This is a genomic window from Arthrobacter sp. NPDC056886, assembly GCF_042788715.1.
In the GTDB taxonomy this organism is placed as follows: Bacteria; Actinomycetota; Actinomycetes; order Actinomycetales; family Micrococcaceae; genus Arthrobacter.
In genome coordinates this window covers 20,023-41,339 of sequence record NZ_JBHUBT010000014.1, presented here as the reverse complement: position 1 = coordinate 41,339, position 21,317 = coordinate 20,023, and the positions used below count along the sequence as shown (strand labels likewise).

At 67.2% G+C, this 21,317-nt stretch carries 21 protein-coding genes; 9 read left to right on the top strand and 12 right to left on the bottom strand.

Annotated elements, in window-relative coordinates; genetic code table 11:
* Window positions 1–19 precede the first annotated feature (19 nt).
* From ACFRJ8_RS20810 to ACFRJ8_RS20790, 5 genes are all read left to right on the top strand, one after another.
* Window positions 20–1,009 carry an aldo/keto reductase gene (locus tag ACFRJ8_RS20810; protein ID WP_377988266.1) on the top strand — a complete coding sequence of 330 codons (990 nt, stop codon included), beginning with the start codon at window positions 20–22 and terminating at the stop codon, window positions 1,007–1,009.
* Window positions 1,010–1,050: 41 nt separating this feature from the next.
* Entirely contained in the window at window positions 1,051–1,827 is a 777-nt protein-coding gene (locus tag ACFRJ8_RS20805) for an HpcH/HpaI aldolase/citrate lyase family protein (RefSeq protein ID WP_377988265.1), read from the top strand.
* A 21-nt stretch (window positions 1,828–1,848) separates the two neighbouring features.
* Window positions 1,849–3,159, top strand: a complete 1,311-nt coding sequence (locus ACFRJ8_RS20800) for an exo-alpha-sialidase (RefSeq protein WP_377988342.1) — start codon at window positions 1,849–1,851, stop codon at window positions 3,157–3,159.
* 80 nt (window positions 3,160–3,239) lie between these two features.
* A complete protein-coding gene (locus ACFRJ8_RS20795) occupies window positions 3,240–3,950 on the top strand; it encodes an SDR family NAD(P)-dependent oxidoreductase (RefSeq protein WP_377988264.1) in 711 nt (236 codons plus the stop codon).
* A 109-nt stretch (window positions 3,951–4,059) separates the two neighbouring features.
* Entirely contained in the window at window positions 4,060–4,845 is a 786-nt protein-coding gene (locus tag ACFRJ8_RS20790) for a DeoR/GlpR family DNA-binding transcription regulator (RefSeq protein ID WP_377988263.1), read from the top strand.
* An 85-nt stretch (window positions 4,846–4,930) separates the two neighbouring features.
* Here the strand turns inward: ACFRJ8_RS20790 and ACFRJ8_RS20785 are convergent, their stop codons facing one another.
* The 5 genes from ACFRJ8_RS20785 to ACFRJ8_RS20765 all read right to left on the bottom strand — a co-directional run bounded on the left by ACFRJ8_RS20785 (window position 4,931) and on the right by ACFRJ8_RS20765 (window position 10,557).
* Window positions 4,931–6,424 (bottom strand): APC family permease, encoded by a 1,494-nt coding sequence (locus tag ACFRJ8_RS20785; RefSeq protein ID WP_377988262.1) that lies wholly within the window; start codon window positions 6,422–6,424, stop codon window positions 4,931–4,933.
* Window positions 6,425–6,645: 221 nt separating this feature from the next.
* Entirely contained in the window at window positions 6,646–7,065 is a 420-nt protein-coding gene (locus tag ACFRJ8_RS20780) for an ester cyclase (RefSeq protein WP_377988261.1), read from the bottom strand.
* 394 nt (window positions 7,066–7,459) lie between these two features.
* On the bottom strand, window positions 7,460–8,239 hold the full coding sequence (locus ACFRJ8_RS20775; protein ID WP_377988260.1) for a carbon-nitrogen hydrolase family protein: 780 nt from the start codon (window positions 8,237–8,239) through the stop codon (window positions 7,460–7,462).
* 74 nt (window positions 8,240–8,313) lie between these two features.
* The gene (locus tag ACFRJ8_RS20770; protein WP_377988259.1) at window positions 8,314–9,669 is read right to left on the bottom strand and encodes an APC family permease; all 1,356 of its coding nucleotides are present in this window, start codon (window positions 9,667–9,669) and stop codon (window positions 8,314–8,316) included.
* A 9-nt stretch (window positions 9,670–9,678) separates the two neighbouring features.
* Window positions 9,679–10,557, bottom strand: coding sequence for a carbon-nitrogen hydrolase family protein (locus tag ACFRJ8_RS20765; RefSeq protein ID WP_377988258.1), 879 nt, complete (start codon window positions 10,555–10,557; stop codon window positions 9,679–9,681).
* A 94-nt stretch (window positions 10,558–10,651) separates the two neighbouring features.
* On the opposite strand from ACFRJ8_RS20765, the gene ACFRJ8_RS20760 reads away from it, so the two are divergent.
* Entirely contained in the window at window positions 10,652–11,416 is a 765-nt protein-coding gene (locus tag ACFRJ8_RS20760) for a FadR/GntR family transcriptional regulator (RefSeq protein ID WP_377988257.1), read from the top strand.
* Window positions 11,417–11,576: 160 nt separating this feature from the next.
* Here ACFRJ8_RS20760 and ACFRJ8_RS20755 read toward each other — a convergent pair whose 3' ends face one another.
* Window positions 11,577–11,990, bottom strand: coding sequence for an ester cyclase (locus ACFRJ8_RS20755; protein WP_377988256.1), 414 nt, complete (start codon window positions 11,988–11,990; stop codon window positions 11,577–11,579).
* Window positions 11,991–12,288: 298 nt separating this feature from the next.
* Here ACFRJ8_RS20755 and ACFRJ8_RS20750 point away from each other — a divergent pair, with 298 nt between their 5' ends.
* On the top strand, window positions 12,289–13,275 hold the full coding sequence (locus ACFRJ8_RS20750) for an RNA polymerase sigma factor RpoD/SigA (RefSeq protein WP_377988255.1): 987 nt from the start codon (window positions 12,289–12,291) through the stop codon (window positions 13,273–13,275).
* Window positions 13,276–13,379: 104 nt separating this feature from the next.
* Here ACFRJ8_RS20750 and ACFRJ8_RS20745 read toward each other — a convergent pair whose 3' ends face one another.
* From ACFRJ8_RS20745 to ACFRJ8_RS20730, 4 genes are all read right to left on the bottom strand, one after another.
* Window positions 13,380–14,738, bottom strand: a complete 1,359-nt coding sequence (locus tag ACFRJ8_RS20745) for an MFS transporter (protein WP_377988254.1) — start codon at window positions 14,736–14,738, stop codon at window positions 13,380–13,382.
* Between the two features lie 217 nt (window positions 14,739–14,955).
* Window positions 14,956–16,308: a diacylglycerol/lipid kinase family protein gene (locus tag ACFRJ8_RS20740; RefSeq protein ID WP_377988341.1), complete on the bottom strand. Its 1,353-nt coding sequence runs from the start codon at window positions 16,306–16,308 to the stop codon at window positions 14,956–14,958.
* A 183-nt stretch (window positions 16,309–16,491) separates the two neighbouring features.
* Window positions 16,492–16,827 (bottom strand): cupin domain-containing protein, encoded by a 336-nt coding sequence (locus ACFRJ8_RS20735; RefSeq protein WP_377988253.1) that lies wholly within the window; start codon window positions 16,825–16,827, stop codon window positions 16,492–16,494.
* A gap of 238 nt (window positions 16,828–17,065) precedes the next feature.
* Entirely contained in the window at window positions 17,066–17,383 is a 318-nt protein-coding gene (locus ACFRJ8_RS20730; RefSeq protein WP_377988252.1) for an acylphosphatase, read from the bottom strand.
* Window positions 17,384–17,639: 256 nt separating this feature from the next.
* Here ACFRJ8_RS20730 and ACFRJ8_RS20725 point away from each other — a divergent pair, with 256 nt between their 5' ends.
* Entirely contained in the window at window positions 17,640–17,897 is a 258-nt protein-coding gene (locus ACFRJ8_RS20725; protein ID WP_377988251.1) for a YegP family protein, read from the top strand.
* Between the two features lie 172 nt (window positions 17,898–18,069).
* Here the strand turns inward: ACFRJ8_RS20725 and ACFRJ8_RS20720 are convergent, their stop codons facing one another.
* Window positions 18,070–18,603: a hypothetical protein gene (locus ACFRJ8_RS20720; RefSeq protein WP_377988250.1), complete on the bottom strand. Its 534-nt coding sequence runs from the start codon at window positions 18,601–18,603 to the stop codon at window positions 18,070–18,072.
* A gap of 378 nt (window positions 18,604–18,981) precedes the next feature.
* Entirely contained in the window at window positions 18,982–19,764 is a 783-nt protein-coding gene (locus ACFRJ8_RS20715; protein WP_377988249.1) for a hypothetical protein, read from the bottom strand.
* A 186-nt stretch (window positions 19,765–19,950) separates the two neighbouring features.
* Between ACFRJ8_RS20715 and ACFRJ8_RS20710 the strand changes: the two genes are divergently transcribed.
* A complete protein-coding gene (locus ACFRJ8_RS20710) occupies window positions 19,951–21,204 on the top strand; it encodes a mechanosensitive ion channel family protein (protein WP_377988248.1) in 1,254 nt (417 codons plus the stop codon).
* Window positions 21,205–21,317: the final 113 nt, after the last annotated feature.

Genomic DNA, 21,317 nt, shown 5'->3' with positions numbered 1-21,317 from the left:
AACTGCGAGGAATCAACCAATGAGCATCCAGCCCGAAGGCACGCCAGTGGACGGCCTGAAGCTACCGATCTCCAGGCTCGTCCTGGGCACCATGACGTTCGGCGACACCGCCGATGAGGCCACCGCGGGACGGATGGTGGACGAGGCGCTCGCCGCCGGCATCACCACCATCGATACCGCCAACGCCTACGTCGGCGGAGCGACCGAGGAGATGCTGTCCCGCCTCCTCAAGGACCGCCGGGCCGACGTCGTCCTCGCGTCCAAGGCGGGCATGCCGCATCCGGACCACGGCCAGCACGCCCCGCTCTCCAGGGAGGGCCTGCGCAACAGCGTCGAGGGCAGCCTCCGCCGTCTCGGCACGGACAGCATCGACCTGTTCTACCTGCACCAGCCGGACCGGGCCACCCCGCTACAGGAAACCCTGGGCACCGTGGCCGAGCTCGCCGCCGAAGGAAAAATCGGCGCCCTGGGTGTGTCCAACTTCGCGGCCTGGCAGATCGCCGACGTCATCCACGTGGCCCGTGAAGTGGGCGCACCACGCCCCGTCGTGGCGCAGCAGCTCTACAACCTGGTGGCCCGCCGGGTGGAAGAGGAATACCTCGAATTCGCCGCCACCCACCAGGTCCACACCATGGTCTACAACCCGCTCGGCGGCGGCCTGCTGACCGGCAAGCACAGCTTCGACGCCAAGCCGACCGAGGGACGCTACGGCGACTCCAAACTCGCCGCCATGTACACCCAGCGCTACTGGGACAAGCAGCTCTTCGAGGCCGTCAACGAACTCTCCCTCATCGCGCAGGAAGTTGGGATCAGCCTGGCCGAACTGTCCCTGCGCTGGCTGGCCTACCGCAACGGCGTCGGCTCGATGCTGCTGGGCGGATCCAAGGTGGAGCAGCTGCAGGCCAACATCGCCGCCGTGGCCAAGGGTCCTTTGCCAGAAGACGTCTCCGCCGAGTGCGACGCCGTCGGCGCCGGCCTCCGCGGTCCCATGCCCGCCTACAACCGCTGACATACGCAACCATTCCCCCGACTGAAGGCAGAAGAGACAACATGACATCCGAACTCGCCACCGAATTCGCCCGCAAGATCCGCGCCCGCGAACAGTCCGTCGGCTACTGGGCCGTCCTGGACGCGCCCGTCGCCACCGAGCGCATCGGCCGGCTCGGCTACGACTACGTGGCGCTTGACGCGCAGCACGGACTGCTGGGCTACTCGGGCATCCTGAACGGGCTCATGGCGATCGACGCCGGGCACACCGCCGTCGGCATGGTGCGGGTGGAGGGCAACGACTTCACCGCGATCGGTAAGGCGCTCGACGCCGGCGCCGTCGGCGTGATCGTCCCGCTGGTCAACTCTGCGGCAGACGCCGCCGCGGCCGTCGCCGCGGCCAAGTACCCTCCGTTGGGCGGCCGGTCCTACGGACCCATGCGGTCTGCCCTGCGGATCGGCCCGGTTCCCGCCGACGCCAACGCCGCAACCCTGGTTTTCGCCATGATTGAGACCCCGGAAGGACTGGCCAACGTCAAGGAAATCTGCGCGACGCCCGGACTGGACGGCATCTACGTGGGCCCCTCGGACCTCGCCATCGCCGTGGGCGCAGCGTACCCCGGCGACCCGGCCGTCGAAACCGAGTTCAACGCCGCCCTGGAGACCATCGCCGAAGCCGCTGCCTCTGCCGGCGTGGCCGCGGGCATCCACACCCCGGCCGGTGAGGTGGCCGCGCTCCGGCTGCGCCAGGGCTACACGTTCACCACCATCGCCTCGGACCTGACCCACCTGGAGCAGATTGCCAAGGCCCACCTGGCAGCCGCAACGGCGAAGGACTGAACCGTGACTTCTTCAACAGACGTGCCCGCAACTGACGCTCCCGGCACTCAGGCTCCCGGCGCCGCCGGCTACACCACCATCACGCCCGACGGCGCGGTGAAGGAAGCCGGCGGCAGCCTGTACGCGTACCTGCCGGCGCCCACCGTGCAGAGCCACGCCGCGAACCTCCTGACACTTCCGGACGGCCGGCTCGGCTGCGTGTGGTTCGGCGGCACCCAGGAAGGCGTGCCGGACATCTCCATCTGGTTCTCCGCCCTGGAGCCCGGCAGCCGCCAGTGGTCGGCCGCCGAACAGCTCTCGGACGACTCCGCCCGTTCGGAGCAGAACCCCATCCTGTTCGCCGCCCCGGACCACCGGCTCTGGCTGCTGTACACCGCACAGAAGGCGGGGAACCAGGACACCGCCGAGGTCCGCCGTCGCATTTCCTCGGACAGCGGCCGGACCTGGGGTCCGGTGGAGACTCTGTTCCCTGCCAACGCCACCGGCGGCGTGTTCGTCCGGCAGCTGCCGGTGGTGCTGCCGTCCGGCCGCTGGATCATCCCGATCTTCCGATGCATCACCACCCCGGGCGAGAAGTGGGTGGGCAACAGCGACGACAGCGCGGTCATGATTTCCGACGACGCCGGCGCCACCTGGAGTGAGCATGTCCTGCCCGGCAGCCTGGGCTGCGTGCACATGAACATCCAGCCGGTGGCCGACGGGTCCCTGCTGGCCCTGTTCCGCAGCCGCTGGGCCGACTCGATTTACGAATCCCGCTCCACCGACGGCGGCACCACCTGGAGCGAACCCGTTCCCACCGAGCTGCCGAACAACAACTCCTCCATCCAGTTCGTCGCCCTTGCCGACGGCCGGCTGGCCCTGGTCTACAACCACAGCCGGGCCGAGGCCTCCACCGAGCGGCGGCTCTCGCTGTACGACGAGATCGACGACGACGGCCTGGCCGAGGAACAGGGGCAGATCACCGAGCCGGTGGTCACCGCGGAATCTCCTGGCGGGTCTGCTGCCGGCGACGGCGGCGAGCGGAAGGCCTTCTGGGGCACTCCGAGGTCCCCGATGACGCTCGCGATCTCCGAAGACTCCGGCCGCAGCTGGCCCATCCGTCGAAACCTCGACGTGGGCGACGGCTACTGCCTGTCCAACAACTCCCGCGACGGCCTGAACCGCGAATACTCGTACCCGTCCATCCACCAGGGCCCGGACGGCGCCCTCAACATCGCCTACACCTACTTCCGGCAGGCCATCAAGTACGTCCGCGTGGATCCGCAGTGGGCCTACGACGGCACGGGCACGCCCGGCGAAACGGCGGACCGGGCAGGCGACGGCGAGCAGTAAAGGATGGAGCGCCGTAATGGACGGGCAGTAATGGATAGAGCGCAGCATGGACGGTGAGCAGCAATGGATAGAGGGCAGTAATGACCGAACCAACAGCGGCCGCTGAGCTAACAACGGCGGCGCCGCACGCCGTCGTCACCGGCTGCAGCTCGGGCATCGGCAAGGCCATTGCCGCCCGGCTGCTGGCGGACGGCTGGCAGGTGACCGGGCTCAGTCGGAGCGAATCCGAGCTCGGGCCGGGTTTCCAGTGGCGGCAGGCGGACCTCTCGGACCCGGCGTCCCTGGCCGCGTGCGTCGAGGGTCTGGCTCCGGCGAATGCCCTGGTCCACGCCGCCGGCTTCCAGCGGACCGCCCTCCTGGGCGAGCTGGATCCTGAGGCGCTGGCCGGGATGTTTACCGTGCATGTGGCGGCCGCGAGCAGCCTGGCCAACGCGCTGGTTCCGCGGATGCCCGACGGCGGCCGCGTGCTCCTGGTGGGCAGCCGGACCTCCACGGGCTCCCCCGGCAAGAGCCAGTACGCGGCCACCAAGGCTGCGCTGCTCGGCATGGGCCGGACCTGGGCGCAGGAACTGGCACCCCGCGGCATCACGGTGAACGTGCTGTCCCCCGGCCCGACGGACACGCCGATGCTCGCGGACCCGGGCCGGTCCGCCACGCCGCCGCAGCTGCCGGCCCTCGGCCAGCTCGTGGACCCGGAGGACGTGGCGGCACTGGCCGGCTTCCTGCTGGGGCGCCGCGGGAAGTCCATCACGGGACAGAACTATGTGATCTGCGGCGGCGCGTCCCTATGAACGGATGCATGGTGAACGGAAGCGCGCCGGGTCCGAATAGCATGAGGACAGCAATGTACCGCTCGGTACAGCTACGGATGCGACAGCAACCGGTGAAGGAGAGCCAACGATGACTACCGCCAAAGCCAGGCGCGAAGAGATCTACCACCTCGCCGTGACCACGGGCCTGGCGTCCGTGGAGGATTTGTCGCGGCATTTTGCCGTGACCGCCTCCACGATCCGGCGGGACCTGGCCCAGCTGAACGAGCAGGGAAAACTCGCCCGGACCTACGGCGGCGCCGTGGCACTCGGCGCGCACCCCGAGCCGTCCCTGCGGCAACGGACCGGCGAGGCGTTCGAACAGAAGCAGGCCATCGCCGCCTGGGGGGCCGCCGAAGTCAAGGAGGGTGAAAACATCCTGCTCGACGGCGGCTCCACCGTCGGGGCCCTTGCGCACGCCCTCCGGGACAGGGAGAACCTGTCGGTCACCACCCCGGGCATCAACACGCTCCAGGAGCTCGCCGACTCACCCGGCATCCAGGTGGACTGCCTGGGCGGACGGCTCCGCGGACTCAGCCAGACCTTCGTGGGTCCCATCGCCGAGGCGGCCCTGGAGCGGATGAGTTTTGACCGGGTGTTCCTCGGCGCGGACGCCGTCACGGTGGACGCCGGCCTGTGTGAGGCCGACCAGGCCCAGACGCGCCTCAAAGAACTGATGGCACGCCGCGGCAACTCTGTCTACGTCCTGGCGGATTCCACCAAGCTCGGCAAACGCCCGTTCCATGCCTGGGTGCGGCTGCCCGCCCCTTGGGTCCTGGTCACAGACAACCGCGCGGACCCGGAGCAGGTTGAGCTCTTCCGGCAATCCGGCGTGACGGTCCAGGTGGTTGACGTGGCGCCGGCGCAGGCCGCCTGACCTAACGGCACCTGACCCAACGACGGCGAACGGCGAACGACGCCGACGTCGGACGCCGCCGCCGCCGTCGGCGAACGACACGTGGTCAGTGGCCCGGTGGCGGCGGGACCTGTTCGTCTTTGCCGATGTTCTGGATGCCGACCGGTTCGCCCTCCCTGGTGTTGGTCCTCTTGTTGACCAACCAGGTGATGAACCACAGCACCACGCCGATCGCCATCAGTCCCCCGGCGATCTGGTACTGGATGACGGGCCGGCCCACCCATGGACCGGCGAGGAAGGCGCACAGCACGGCCGCGACGACCGGCATCAGCCCGGGCGAGGTGAAGAACACCTTGCGGTTGGGATCCCTCTTACCACGGAGCACCAAGCAGGCCACATTCACCACGGTGAACACGCACAGCAGCAGGAACGCCGTGGTGCCGGAGAGGTTCGGGACGACGTTGCTCTCCGGGTCGCTGGTGACGTACCAGATCAGCCCCAGCGCGAGGACGGTGGAGAACGCGATGCCGGCCCACGGGCTGCGGCGTCCCGGCAGGATCTTTCCGAGCGGCCGCGGCAGGACGTCCTGGCGGGCCATGCCGTAGATCAGCCGGCTGGCCATCAGCATGTTGATCAACGCGGTGTTGGCGACGGCGAAGACTGCGAGGAACGGAAAGATCTTGTCGATCGGGAAGTCCGGAGAGCCCTTGTGCACTACCTCGAGGAGGGCCGCGCCTTCGGCCTCCCTGATCCCCGCGAGCTCGGTGGGCGTGAGCACGCTGACCACGGACACGGCCACCAGCATGTAGAGGATCACGGCGACGCCCAGACCGGTCAGCATGGTCCGCGGGAAGATCTTCTCGGGGTTTTGTGTTTCCTCGACCATGTTCACGGAGTCCTCAAAGCCGACCATCGCAAAGAACGCGATGGACGTGGCCGCCGTGACCGCCAGGAACAGGCCCTTGTCCTGGTGGTCGGTGAAGACCGTGATCTCTCCGGGATTCCCTGTCCCCTGTGCCATCACGTAGAAGCCGACGCCGATCACGATGCACAGGGCGGTCACCTCTACCAGGGTGAGCACCACGTTGAACTTCACGCTCTCCCCCACGCCGCGCAGGTTGATGGCCGCCAGCAGCAGCATAAAGCCCAAGGCAACCGCGGTGACCACCTCCCGTGGCGGCATCTCCATCCAGCCGTTGATCGCCAGGCCGCCAAAGAAGTTCTGGGCCAGGACGTTCGCGGAGGTGGAGGCGCTGGTGATGCCGGAGCAGACGACGGCGAACGCGACCAGGAACGTGACGAAGTGGATTCCGAACGCCTTGTGAGTGTAGAGCGCCGCGCCGGCTGCCTGGGGATATTGGGTGACCAGCTCCAGGTAGGAGAATGCGGTCAGGGTCGCGACGATGAAAGCGAGCAGGAACGGCAGCCAGACGATGCCTCCCACCGTGCCGGCCATGGTTCCGGTGACGGCGTAGACACCGGCGCCGAGGATGTCGCCGACGATGAACAGGAGCAGGAGCTTGGGTCCGAGGACCCGCTTGAGTGTGGGTTCGTCACCTTCGGGGGTTACATCGAAGACTTGGTCGGACGTGGTGCTCATGGTTGACCTCCGCAGCGGGTACACGGCTCCTGAGAGCCGCGGCCGGACTCCCGGCCTCGATGTGACCTACTTCACTGTGATCTTCTGAGGTCAATTTGGCAACAACAAGGGGGCTGTCAACAAGGGGCTGTCCGCGTTTCCCGAGGGGAACGTGGACAGCCATTGTTGCTGCGCGCGTCGGCTTGGTTCCGCGCGTCGGGCCCTGTTGTTCGTCACCTGGTTCAGGCAACAGCCACGGCGCCAATCTGCCGCATGAGGCTCAGGTTGTCAGTGGTGCCCCAATGCTCGGCCACTTTGCCTCCCTCGACACGAATGATGTCAGTGCAGTCGAACTCGACGTTCTTGCCCGTTGGCGGGATGCCGGCCAGTTCCCCACGATGCGTACCCGTGAGAACCACGTGGCACGCCTCCAGGTTTCCGGCGGCGACCTTGGGCATGATCTCCTTGACCTTGATGTCCGGGAAAGCCGACCGCATCGTCTTCACGAAGTACTTCACGCCGTCCTTGCCGGGCGGTTGCCCGGGGAGGGCTTCTTCGTGATCCACATAGCTGTCCGCGGCCAGCTCATCAATGAGGTCGAGGTTTCCACTCTCAATGACGTCCTTGTAGAACCGCTCAATCAATCCAACATCTCCAGACATTTCCCACTCCTAGTAGACGAGACCGAAATTGGATCCCCCCGGCGTAATGCCCCGGCGGCACGCGCAGACCACCCCGGAAGGACTCTCCGTCTTTGCCCCGCAGGAGGTTTTGAACCCGCAGGCAGGCATCAGCGGTCCGCGTAAAGCGCCGAGTAATAGTGTGAAAAAACGAGTGAGGAACGGGCGAAACTGTCCGTTAAGGCAGAAGATATTCCGGGGTTTCGAGGGTGTCAAGATGCCTTCGCTACCCCTCAGAAAACCTCCGTGCAGGCAACGAAAACGTCTCGCTTAAGGGGCCGCAAGGGGCACCAGGCTGGCTCACCTAGCTCGACGCGCGGGCGTCCGGCAGCTTCCGACGACGTCCGCTTCCGACGACGTCCGGCGGGCCGCCGGGCTACAGCCGGCGCTGCCGGAACATCGGGAACGCTTCCCGCACCCGGGCCACCGTCTCAAGCGAGACGTCCACCGACTGGACACCCGTATCGAGGCCCAGGTCGGCTTCCGTGACGCCCATGGGATCGATCAGGACGCTCCGGCCCACAGAGACGGGCGGGGCCTGGCACACCCCTGCCACGTACACACTGTTCTCGATGGCGCGCGCCGCGTTCAGCGCCAGCCACTGCTCGGTTTTGTGGGTGCCCGGCACCCATGACGAGCAGACCAGCAGGACCTGCGCGCCGGCGTCGGCGAGGGACCTGGCCAGCTCCGGGAACCGCAGGTCGTAGCAGGTCATCAGGCCGAACCGCGCTCCGGCGGCATCAAACACCACCGGGCTGGTGGACGGGCCGGGTCTGATGAACGTCGACTCCCCGAAGCCCTGCGCGTCGAAGAGGTGGATCTTCCGGTAGAAGGCGAGCTGGGCGCCGTCGGGCCCGAAAGCCACCAAGGTGTTGTAGGCCTGACCGGGCTCCCCGGTCGCTTCCACCACGCCCGCCACCAGCGTGATGCGGTGGCGGCGCGCGGTGCGGGCGAGCTCCTGGCAGATGGGACCGTCCAGCGGCTCGGCGACTTCGGGGAAGGTCGCGTCGATGATCTTCTTCTCGTAAGTGGCGTACTCCGGGAAGGCGACCAGCGCGGCGCCGTCGAGGGCGGCGGCGCCGGCGAACCGGTCGATCGCAGCAAGATTGGCCTGGATGTCGGTGCCCGACGCCAGCTGCCCGAGCGCTATCTTCACGGTTGGTCTTTCCCTTCTGTCAGCCGGCCCAGTTCAGTCGGCCCAGCCCAGCCTCCCAGTTCAGCCGTCCCAGCTCAGGCGGCTGCTTCGATCGTTGCCTTTTCCGTGGCCGCCATTTCCGGCGGTGCCGCTTTGAACCCGCGCGTGATCAGGGCCAGGACCACCACGCCCAGCGCCAGCCACGACAGTCCCAGCGTAATGGCGTTGCTGTCCAGCTGTGAGAGCAGGTAGGCGCAAACGATGGCTCCAATCACCGGGACCACCACGTAGGACACGGGATTGAGCGGGTTCCCGGCCCGGCGCTGGCGCAGGTAGTGGAAAACGACGGAGAGGTTGACCAGCGTGAAGGCGGTGAAGGCCCCGAAGTTGATGAACGACGTGGACGTGGCGACGTCCAGGAAGATCGCGATCAGGCCGACGATGCCGGTGATCACGATGTTGATCACCGGGGTGTGGAACCTCGCGCTGAGCCGGCCGAAGACCGCCTTGGGGAGAACGGAGTCGCGGCCCATGGCATACATCAGGCGTGAGGCGCTGGCCTGCGCTGCGAGGCCGGACGCGAACTGCGCTACCACCAGGCCGGCCAGGAACACCGCGCCGAAAAGCTGGCCGCCGATCTGCAGGGCGATGGCGCTGGCGGCGGAGGCCGAGTCCTCGAACACCCCGCCGGGGTGCACCAGCTGCGTCACGTAGGACACGACGACGAAGATGCCGCCGCCGATCAGGGCCACCAGCATGATGGCACGCGGCACGTTCTTGCGCGGGTTGATGGTCTCCTCGGTGAGGGTGGTGACGGCGTCGAACCCGAGGAACGAGTACGCGGCGATAGCGGCGCCGGCCGAGATGGTGGCAACGCTGGAGGTGTCATTGAAGAACGGCTGGGTGCTGGCCAGGCCGCTGACGCCGGCGGTGGAGACCACGTGACCGATGGACAGCGCCACGAAGAAGGCGATGACCAGGAGCTGGAACGCCATCAGCACGTAGTTGGCCTTGTCCGCCACCTTGATGCCCAGAATGTTCAGCCCCGTGGTGATAAGGATGAAGCCCACAATCCAGATTCCGATGGGGATTCCGGGGAACTGCGCGCTCAGGTACGAGCCGCCGATGAGCCAGATGACCATGGGGAGGAAGAGGTAGTCCAGCAGGATGGCCCAGCCCACGAGGAACCCCACCCTGGGATCGATGGAACGGCGGACGTAGGTGTAGGCGGAACCGGCCACGGGGTAGGCGATGGCCATCCGGCCGTAGCTGTGCGCCGTGAACAGCATCGCGACCATTGCCATCAGGTAGGCCGCCGGCGCTGCCCCGCCCGTGGTTTCGGCGATGATGCCGAAGATTCCCAGGACGATCAGCGGAGTCAGGTAGGCAAGGCCGAAGAGGACCAGCGAGGGCAGTTTCAGGGTGCGGGTCAGGGTGGGTGATGTTGTCACGGTGGTTCCTTAGGCGTTGAAGGACTGGGGAGACCAGGTGGCCGGGTTGATCCGGCCCTGGTAGACGGGCAGTTCGACGGCGTCCTCGCCGTCGCGGAACTGGGACCAGGGGCGGTTGAGATTTTCGGTGCCATGGGTCCTGACATGCTCGACGTCGGCAAGGTCCAGTTCCGCCGTGAGCAGCACCGGGGCGTCGCCGTCGGCCTCGGCCAGGGTGTTGCCCTCGGGGTCGACGATGATGCTCAGGCCCTTCCCGGTGGGACCCGCGCAGTTGACGCTGACCACGAAGACCTGGTTCACGATCGCGTTGGCCTTGGCCAGCACCAGTTCCTGGCGGCGGTCCGGGGTGGTGGTCTTGACGACGTTGAGGATGACCTCAGCACCCATCCAGGCGAGCTGGCGTGAGACCTCCGGGAACCACGCGTCGTAGCAGATGTTCAGGCCCACCCGGCCAATACCGGCGAGGTCCACGGTGGTGAACCGGTCGCCGGGGTCGTACGGCTCGAACGGACGCCATGGGAAGACCTTCCGGTAATACCCGGCCAGCTCGCCCTCCGGGGACAGGACCAGCTGGGTGTTGAATAACTGGCCTTCCGGGCCGCGCTCGCAGACGCTGCCCGGCACCAGCCAGATCCCGAGGTCCGCAGCAAGCTGCCGGAGCTCCTTGACCCGTGGGCCGTCCAGCGGCTCGGCGGAGTCCTGGAGCACCTCCGTGCGTTGCTGGTCCGGGCTTTCGTCGCCGAAGAGGTGGAGCTCCGGGAAGACCACCAGCCTGCTGTGCGGCTGGGCGGCGAGGGCGGCTTTGACCTCGTCCGCGAACGCCGAGACTGGTTCGCCGATGAGCCGGGGCCGGGCCTGGGCTGCGATGAGGGGAAGGATGCGTTGCATGGTGTTCTCCACGTTGGGGATGTGATCTGCACTATATTAGATCAGAATGATCTAATTATGGGAAGAGGCGAGAATGGGCCGTAAAGTAGCGGATATGACCCGTCAGTTGGAGGACACCGCCGAGCCTTCGCCCATCGGCGCCGGCCGGTTGGCCGGAATCGACCGCCGCAGCGCCATCGACGCCGTTCGGCTGCGGATCGGCATGGCGATTTCGCTTGGGCTCCTCAAACCCGGCGAGCGCCTGCCCGATCAGGAAGACGTGGCCCTGGGCCTGTCAGTCAGCCCGATTACCGCCCGCCGCGCACTGGCGAGCCTCGCGGAACAGGGGGTGGTGGTCCGCCGCCGCGGCCGGGGCGGCGGAACGTTCGTCGCCGATGAACCGCCGCGCAGTGTGTTGGCGGAACTTGCGGCGTCCCCGGCCGAGTCGCGGGCCGTGAACCGGCTGGTGGACCGGAGGCTGCTCTTCGAATGCGCGGTGACCCACTACGCGGCAGTCAACGCCACGGCAGAACAGTTGGATGAACTGGACCGGCTGACCAAGGACATGGCGGAATCCACGGACTGGTCCGACTACCACCAGGCAGACGAGCAGTTCCATCAGCTGGTGGGCACGGCCTCGAGGCTGGGCACCGCCGTCGAGGCCTACCACGAGACGCTGGCGGAGCTCTATGCCTACTTCATCCCCTACCCGATCGAGCTGCTGCACAAGTCAAACTGCGACCACATCGCCCTGGTAGCAGCCTTGCGTGCCGGCGATGTCCAAGAAGCGGTGGGGGTCTCGCGCAAGCATGTGGACATCCTGCACCAGACCATGTTCATGGGCCTGACGGACGGCGGAGCCGCCTCAACGCCGGTTTGAGGCAGGCCGGCTGCAGCCGAACTGCGGCCGGTCCGCCGTCGTCGAGCCGCCGGCGAGACGCCGTCGAGCCGCCGCCGTCGGTGGCTTCAAACCGTTGCGGGCGTAGTGGCCGTTAGTCGAGCGGGCTGATAGCCAGGCAGCGCGGTGACCGGGCCAGCTGTCATTCCGGTACGGCGCCGATCTGCTGCATGAGAGTCATGGTGTCCGTGGCTCCCCAGTGCTCGACGACTTTGCCGTCCTCGACCCGGATGATGTCCACGCCGCTGAATTCGACGCTCCGACCGGTGGGCGCAACGCCCATCAGTTCTCCCTGATGCGTTCCGGTCAGGACCACGTATTGTGCCTCCAGATCGCCATCCACCAACGCCGGTTCGGTGGTCTTGGCCCTAAGATCCGGGAATGCCGCCCGCATGGTGTTGACGAAGAATCCGACCCCGTCCTTGGCGGGCGATTGTCCGGGCATGGGATCGTGATCGACAAAGTCGTCGCTCACCAGTTCATCGATGAGGGCGAGATTTCCGTCCCCAATCACCTCTGTGTAGAACCGCTTGATCAATCCAGTCCCGTCAGCCATTTCCGACTCCTTAGAAGGCGCGAGACCGATGTGGATCCCCCAACGCGTTGTTCGGCAGACCACGCCGCCAGCCATTCCGGGCAGGCCCACGCGGAACGCCGGGAAAGACTGTGAAAAATAGGATGGAACGGGCCACCTAGCCCGTTTAAGGCCGAAGGTATTCCGGTGTTTCGGGCCTGTCAAGATCACTGGCCTGTCGCCTCGCCGATTCCCGCCCGGTCCTCGAGTTCAGCGGTGCAACGTCAACAAAACGCCCCCGGATATTGTCACACCGGCCACGTAGTCTGCGTTCACGAGCTTGATCCACCTGACAGGGGATGACGTGGCTGACCTAATCCGCGAGGCAATGGGTACGACGCCTTCCTTGCCTGAAACAGATGCCTCGATTCCGGAATCATTGGAGCCGCCCGTCCCTGAAGGGCCGAGCTTGCTGGCAGCGAGCGGCCGCCGGCTAAGCCAATACGACTTACTCACCGCCGAGCAGGAAGTGGAATTGGCGCAAGAAATCGAAGCAGGGCTATTCGCGGAGCAGATCCTGGCGGACGGCACAGCGCGGCCCGGTCAGGAGGTAGCGGAACTTCGGACCATCGTCCTTCTGGGCAAGCGTGCAGTCGACACGCTGCTCCACGCCAACCTCCGGCTAGTAGTGTCAATCGCCAAGCACTACACCCACCGGGGCCTCGAATTCTCGGACTTGATCCAAGAGGGAAACCTGGGTCTGCACAGGGCCATTTGCAAGTTCGACTTCACTAAGGGCTTCAGATTCTCCACGCACGCCACGTTGTTCATCCGCAGCGGCATCCTCCGGGCGCTGGCTGATCAGGCCCGTCTGATCCGGCTGCCGGTGAACGTCATCGATCAGCTACAAAAGGTGCGGTCAGCGGAACGGACGGCCGCTATGACAGGGACCGTCTACAGCCACGAAGTTCTCAGCCAGCTGACGGACAATTCGATCGGGAAAGTTGAGTGCCTGCTGACCTCGGACGAGCCAGTCTATTCTTTGGACTCTGAGGTGCCCGATGGCCGGGGCGGAACTGAAGCCCTGGCCGAACAATTGTTGGATTCCTCCGACGTAGACGCGACCGATTCGCTCTTCCATCAGCAGATGAAGGCGCAGGTACATACCGCGCTCGACACGCTCGAGGCCCAGGAAGCCGCGGTCATTGCGATGCGCTTCGGCATTGCGGGCGGCGAGGCCAAATCCTTGGACGTCGTAGCGAACACTTACGGCGTGACCCGCGAACGCATCCGCCGGATCGAGGTCGCGGCGATGGAGAAGCTCTGAGCCTTCCCGGTCCAACGCCCTGCGAGCGTATCTGTACGACTACGAAGGCCCATCCGGCGCGGAGGCTGCGACGGAGTCCGCGCCTGCGGCCCGCGGCCTAACCCCTACCGCCGCTCCCGCCACGCCAGCGAGACCACGAACACCACTGCCCCCAGCGCCAGCATGACGAATACCATGAGCCCCCAGTTCGCCTGAGTTACCCCGGTGCCGTAGAAGATGCCGATCAGCACGGTGGCCGTGATCGCGCCCAGGTAGCGGCAGGTCTGGAAGATCCCGGCAGCCACACCGCGCTCCTCCGGCCGGGTGGAAACGTACATGCCCTGGCTTGAGGAAATGGCGACCACGCAATAGGGCACACCCAGGAATGCGGTCAGCGCGAGCACCACCGGTATGGCGAGGGAGACTGTCAGCAGCCACATCGCCGCCGACGCCACCATCAGCAGCACGACGCCAGCGATCAGCACCCGCCGCACCCCGAACCTGTCGATCGCGCGGACCGCGAACGGCGTCCCGACCACCGAGATCGCGGCGAGCGGCAGCATCAGCAGGCCCACGACGCCGGGGTTGTATCCGCCGGCGGTCTGCAGCAGCTGGGGCAGACCGAAGAACGCGAAGTAGTAGACGCCGTTGAACAGCGCGAAGCCCAGGTAAACCAGCAGCAGAGGCCGGTTGCGGCCCAGCAGCCGCAGGTCCAGGAACGGCGGGCTGAACCGCAGCTCCCGCCACGCGAATAGCGCCGCGAGGACCAGCCCTCCGCCAAGCAGCCACCACCGGTAGTCGGGCAGCACATTCAGCAGCGCCATCATCACGAGGACCAGGGCACCGATGAAGGCCCCGATGCCGGGCAGGTCCGAGTCCCGGACCAGTTCCGATACGCGGCCGCGCTCCCGGACCCCGTCCGCCGGGGCAAAGCGCCGGACCGCGAGGATCGCGACCAGGGACAGCGGGACGTTGATCAGGAACAACGCCTGCCACCCCACAAGGCTCACCAGCAGGCCGCCCACCACGGGCCCGACAGCAGCCGCCGACGTGTTTGCCATCTGGATCCGGCCCAGCGGCCGCGTGGATTTCACGTTCGCCTCCCGCGCCAGCGCCGCGACCATGACGACGGCGCTCGGGTACGCGGTGGCGGTGCCGAGGGCCATGAACGCCCGCGCCACACACAACAGCGCGAAGTTCGGCGCGAAGGGTGCGAGCGCGCAGGTCACGGCCACCAGGGCCATGCCCAGCAGGAACAGCCGCCGCGGGCCGAAGCGGTCCGCGAGCCGGCCCATGAGCGGCTGGCCAGCCGCGGAGGTGAGGTAAAACGCTGTGATCACCCAGGTGACCGTAGCGACGTCGAGCCCGAAATCCTCGCGCAGCACCACGAGGGCGACGGCGATCATCGACGAATTCAACGGGTTCAGCGACGTACCGAGACTGAGTCCGGCGACGGCCAGGCCCGTCCGGGGAGAGTTGCTCACGGCAACAGTCTGTCCTACGTCGCCGGCCGAAATCGAACCAGACGACACACGCCGCGCCGACGGTCCGTTGAATGCGTCACGCACAGCAGGCTCTGGGCCCGACGGCGGCGGGCGTCTCGCGGACAACCGCGGAAGACCCCGCGGCCGGACGGGAAAGACTGCCGTGCGTGACGCCGGCCGGATCAGTTCACGCGTGCATCCGCCAGGCGAGGCGCTGTCAACGGCCGGCGGCGGACGCGGGCGCGGCAGGCGCCGTCGGGTGCCGCCCCCAGGCCAGCTCACGGAGCCGGACCAGGTCCAGGGAGGGCTGGGCCGGCGGGACGCCTGGCCGGTTCTGCGGAACCAGGACCCGCAGTGCGCGCGGTTCGATGCTGCAGCGCACCGGCGTGCTCATCAGCAGGGCCTCGCCGTCCACTCCGACCGGGATCTCAGGCACGTCGGCGTCGACCACCACCTCCGCCGCCGGGCGTTGGATCAGTCCGCGCTTCGTGGCACGGCGCAGCAGCCCGACCGCTTCGCGCGTGCTGGCGGCGGAGAGTGCCACGGCGCCGAGAACGCCGCGGTCCAGCCGGGTTCGGCGGCCCAGGCCCGCGAGGTCGTTGCTGCCGTACGGTCCGTTGCTCACCAGCACCGCCTGCGGGCCGTCCACTGTTGCCCCGTCCACCAGGGCTCGGAGCCGCGCCCCCTTGTGGCCCTTGATCAGGTCCGGAAGCATCTGCAGCACCGTTCCGGTCTTGTCCTCGCGGTACTCCGGGCTCTGCACCACCTCGGCATACACGCCGAACGATGAGTTGTTGACGAACGTGCGGCCGTTGATCTTGCCGAGATCGACGTGCAGCTCTACCCCGTCCCGGAGGGCGTCCAGGCAGCCCGTCGGATCCTCCCGGTCCAGCCCGAGGTCCAGGGCGAAATGGTTGCGGGTGCCGGCGCTGATCACCAGGAACGGAAGGTTGTGCTCGGCCGCAATGCCGGCCACGAGCGCCTGGGTTCCGTCGCCGCCGGCGACGCCGAGCAGATCGGCGCCGCGCTCCACCGCTTGCCGGGCCAACGCGTCGACATCCACCTGTCCCGGACCTTCCAGAAGGGCCACCTCGGCGCCGAGTTCCTCGGCCTTCCGCTTGAGATCGAACTTCACCACCTTGCCCCCGCCGGAACGCGGATTCATCACCAGGAAGGCATGCCGCCAGGTGGGAGCGGGGTATTCGGCCATCGCCTTGCCCTCACCCCTTTCCCGAAGGGCAGCGCGGGCACAAACCAACGCCAGGAACGCCAGCGCAAGCGCGATCACGACCTCCCGGAGCAGGCTTGCCTGGACGTATAGGGCCAGGACCACCAGCGGGGCGAGCACCGCCAGTGCCAGTGCACACCAGCGCAAGAAACCGCGGCTAATGAGGAACCAGTAGATCGCAGCCACGGCCACCAGCACGGCGCCCAACCCGGTGATGACCAGGGCAATGGTGCCTGCCAAACCCGCAGCCACCAGGGGGACAGCCACGGCTAAGAGGAGCGCGACGTAGGCCCCCCGCGCCCACCACCGCCGGGTTTCGGGGACCTGTTCGATGGCCGGCATGACGGTCACGTCGTGCCTCCGATCTGAGTTGCCCCGACGGCGGCGATCAGCCCGGCCGCTGCCCTGCGCTCCCCTTCGAGCCAAGGGCGCAGGGTCCTGAGTTCTCTGCCATCCCTGGAATTCACTTTCGGCCTCTCCTTCGCCTCGAATGAATGCGGCCATCACAGAAATCGGGCCGGCGGTTCAGGTTCTGATCTTGGCCACCGTCATCAAGATCGCCGAGTCTTCCTCGGCCTCCAGGCTGTGCAGCCCAGCCGGCACGATCAGCAGATCGCCGGTCTTGCCCTGCCAGGATTCATTGCCGGCCCGCAAGCGCACACAGCCGCGGAGCACGAACACAGTCGCCTCGCCCGGGTTCTGGTGCTCGCTCAGCTGCGTCCCGGCCCGGAACGCCATGACGGTCTGGCGCAGAACTTTCTCGTGCCCGCCGAACACCGTGTCAGCAGCCCGTCCGCTCCCTGCCGCGAGGGCAGCCGCGATCTGCTGCCTGGCCAGGGCATCGATCGATATTTTCTGCATGGGCACACCGTACTCGCCTCACGCCGCGCTGCCGAGGGTCCTTCGCCCCGGAGTCGGGTCCGGACAGACCCCCCGACCCGGTCACCATTCCGGTCAGGGGCGTCGGGAGTCCGTTCTTGGGTCGCCTGGACGCCCGGGCCCGGGCACCATTCCGGTCATGGCCCTCAGGCCACCGTTCCAGGGTCGCCGGGACGCCCAGAGCGGCGGCGTGCAGCTGCAGCCCAGTACGCCACTAGCTCTAGTAAGCCACGTCGAATCCGCCGAACTCCCCCGTCGCAGCCGAGACGGACTCTTCGACGTCGTCCACCCGGCCGGGCGCTTCCGGCGAGCGCAGCCAGCGCCGCAGCTCCAGCACCACGGACTGCGGCCCCTCGGCCACGATGCCCACGGAGCCGTCCATATTGTTCCTAACCGTGCCGCTGAGCCCAAGCTCCTCGGCTTTCCGGACCGTCCAGTACCGGAAGCCAACCGCTTGGACCACACCGGACACCCGCGCGTTCAGCCGCACGGGCTCACCGGAATCGGCCGGAAACTGCGCACGGTGTTTCTCAGTCATGCTCCCAATCTAGCGCCCACAAGGGCGCCGATTTTAGTCACAGTTTTTGGTCATACAGGGTTTGGTCATACCGGGTTTGGTCCTGCAGGCCTAGTCTCACCGCCCAGACACAAGAGGACCTTTGCCCCTTTTCGGAGGGCCGACGTCCGCGAAAGGCTGGTTTCCAGCACTGCTACAGCTTGTCGAAGACCCGGCAACAGCACACCGAAGTGCTCTTCCCCCACCGGCGGTCACAACTGCCAGAACGGACAAGATAATGGCTGGACAATTCGAAATCTTCACCGACGCTGAATCCAAGGTACGGTTCCGGCTGCTCGCCGCCGACGGGACCGTGTTGGCCGTTTCCACAGCGTTCGACGACAAACGCCAGGCGGCGAACGGCATCATGGCCGTCCGCGAGTGCGCCGGCACCGGGCTGATCCGGGAGGCCCGCAGCAACCCGTGGACCGGGCAGCGTGGCAGCAGGAATGCCTCGCCGGTACGCCATCACAACCGGCACCTTCCCGCCGTTTAGTCCACAGCTACTTTGCCAGCCGGCGCTGCCGCCGGGTGCTGAGCCGGGCCCGGCGCGGGCTCGCAGGCCGGGCCCGGAGGGCAGCGGGCTTGCAGGCCATGCTTGGAGGGCAGTTCGGGGCCAGGCTGCAGATTGCAAGACAGTCTTAAGGGCGCCTCCTGCCCGGCTACGGCTACTTCGCCGGTTCCGTCACGGTACCGGTGACCGCAGCCTCGGCAGGACGCAAGGACGTGATCATCTTCCTAACGTCCTGGTACTCCGCCGTGGTGGCGTACAGCTTCGCCTTCTCCAGGTACGGCAGCCCGGGGTCCCCCGGCGTCGCGTTCTTCGCCGGGTCATAGGCCTGGCCGAACAGCGCGCCGCTGGGTGGCCAGAGGAACAGCTGGAACATCGGGCATGACATGGGCCCGGTCTCCTCCGGCATCATGGTGATCCCGTACGACGCGATGGTGGGCGGCGAAGCGTTCTTGGCCGTGGCATCACCCCGGCCCTCGAAGACGTAGCGCGGCACAGCCTGGTCCGCCGCGCCGGGTTCGGCGAGGGCCTGCATCGGCTCCGAATCGATCAGGACGTACGGCTGCTGATCACCGCATTCGGCGCCCGTGACTATGTTGGTGCGCAGCGCGGCCATCTGCTTCCCCGCGGCGTTCACAACGTCCACGAACTCACCGCCCAGCGGCGCCTCGCCCGCCGGGTCCCGGATCACCCATGTGGCCGGGTAGTCGAAACTCAGCGTCCCGTCCGACGTCGTGAACGTCTTCCACCCGGACGACGACGGCGGGCCCCCCTCCGCAGGTGAGGTGACCGGCGTCGTGGTCCCCGGACCCGTTCCCGGTGTCGTGTCCGACGGCGGGGTTCCCTGCGTTCCCTCAGCGGTTCCCGACCCAGTGTTTCCCGACTCTGTATTTCCCGGGGACGTGGGACCGGACGTGGCATTCGGCGCCGGCGCTGCGCCGGAGGTTGCGGGCGGCCCCGCCGGCGAGCCGCAACCTCCCAGCAGCAAGCCTGCGAGGACCAGCCCCGAGACAAACGGAGCCTGAAAGACTGCGCCTCGCTGCCGCCTCACCATGAACCCTGGCCGGCCCTACTGCCCCGCCGGGCGCAGCGAGGTGATCATCTTCCTGATGTCCTTGAATTCAGAGGTCTCCATGTAGGCCTCCGGGGTGTCGACATGCGGCTCGTTGCCCGGGCTGGTGTCGAAGGGGTTGTAGACGCCCCCGAACGACGCTCCGCTGGGCGGCCACGTGAAGAAATGGAAGATCGGACAGGCATCCGGCCCGGACGGTTTGGGCGCCGAGCTGATGCCGTAGGCCATGACGTTGGCCTTCATGGGGTCCTTCTCTGCCGGATACAGCCGCAACTCAAAGATGAAGTTCGGCGTGACGCCCTGCTGGACCAGGGCCGGGACGGGCACCAGATCGAGCAGCGAGTAGGGAATCCGCTGCGTGCATTCCGCGCCCGTGGCCACGTTGGTCCGCAACGTGGCCAGCGACTTGCCGCCCGCGGTGAGGACCTCCAGGAACACCGCGCCGGGCGAGGCCTCGGCACCGCGGTCCTTCACGGTCCACTCGGCTGGGTGGTCGAACTCCAGCTTCCCGTCGGAGGTCTTGTAGGTTTTCCAGTCCGCCGCCGTCGGCGCGGGCGTCGAGGGCGCGGAGGGCGGCTCGGTCGGCGCAACATCTGTTGCGCCGGGCGCGGACGTCAGCGGCGGCACGGAAGGCATGGACGGCGACGTCGGGCCCGGACCCGCGGGGCCGCCGCAGGCGCCGAGCAGTGCCGCAACCAAGAAACCGGCCGATGCTGCCGAGCCGAACGCCGCCAGTCGACGCATGTCACCCTCCCCCTGGGATTCAAGTGGTTCGACCATTCTGGAACGTCCGGGCGCAAAAGCAAGAGGCCAAAAGTCCCGGGTTGAGCGCCAGAACCCGTCGTAACGCGCTGCAGCGTGCCGCGCCTGCCAGCTGCTGCCGCGGCTTCTGCCGCGGCGTGACCGGGCCCACGTTGACATCCGGACGATTTCAATTGCCCGCGGAAGCTTGCTAGAGCTTAACTAATGCAAGAGTTCCTGACACCAGCAATGCCGTTCCTGGCCATGGCCCTCGCCGTGGTTGCCGGACTCGTCCTGTCCTGGCTGGTGCGCAAGCTTGTGCTCCGGCTCAACCGCAGCAAGCCCGAACTGCGCGAGACGTCCCGCGTGGCCCGGCTGCCGTTGCGTTTGTCGCTGTGTCTGGTGGCCGTCCGGATCGCGCTGGCCACCAGCGCCGGGGACCTCGAATGGCGTCACGGCCTGGACCATCTGCTGCTTATTGCGCTGATCGCGTCCCTGGCCTGGCTGGCCGTCGCCATGCTGCTCATCATCGAGACGATGGTCCTGACCCGGTACCGGGTGGATGTCGCGGACAACCGCCGCGCCAGGCGGCTGCGCACCCAGGTGATCCTGGCCCGGCGGATCGGCGTCGCGCTGATCGTGGTGGTGGCCCTGGGCAGCATGATGCTGACGTTCCCCGCGATCCAGGCACTCGGCGCCGGGCTCCTGGCCTCCGCGGGCGTGATCTCGATTGTTGCCGGCCTCGCGGCACAGACTTCGCTGGTCAACGTCTTCGCCGGCATCCAACTCGCCTTCACGGACGCGATCCGGGTGGATGACGTGGTGGTGGTCCAGAAGGAATGGGGCCGGATCGAGGAGATCACCCTGACCTACGTGGTGGTCCACATCTGGGACGACCGCCGGCTGATCCTGCCCTCGACGTACTTCACCACCACCCCGTTCGAGAACTGGACGCGGCGGCAGTCCGAGGTCATGGGCACCGTGGAGTTCGACCTCGACTGGCGCGCACCCGTCGAGGCAATGCGCGGCGAGCTGAAGAAGGTCCTGGCCGAGACCCCGCTGTGGGACCAGCGCGTGGGGATCCTGCAGATCACGGATGCCACCGCCGGCTTTGTCCGCGTGCGCATCCTGGTCAGCGCAGCCGACAGCGCCTCGCTGTTCGATCTCCGCTGCCTGATCCGCGAGGAGCTGGTGCTGTTCCTGCAGCAGGACCACCCGACGGCGCTCCCCCACGTGCGCCTCGAATCGCTGCCGTCCGCGGCTTCCGCCAACGATTCCTTCAACACGGCCGACGCCGGGACGGGCACCAAACGTCCGGGCAAGACTGCCGCCACGGCCGAGCACCCCCGGCACCCGGACCCGCACGACTCACAGCTGTTCACCGGATCCATCGAGGCGATCCAGCGCTCCAAGGCCTTCTCCGGCCCGGGCGAGGACGTCTTCGAGGACCGCGACAACGCCATCGCCTCCCAGAACTAGCCAACGCCGGACCGCTTCTACCGGACCGCGGACCGGGCAGGGTCTTCCCAGCCCCCGCCAACTGGTCGATAATCAGACGTTGGCGGGTCAGCAACGCGCTGCCCCATTGTCTG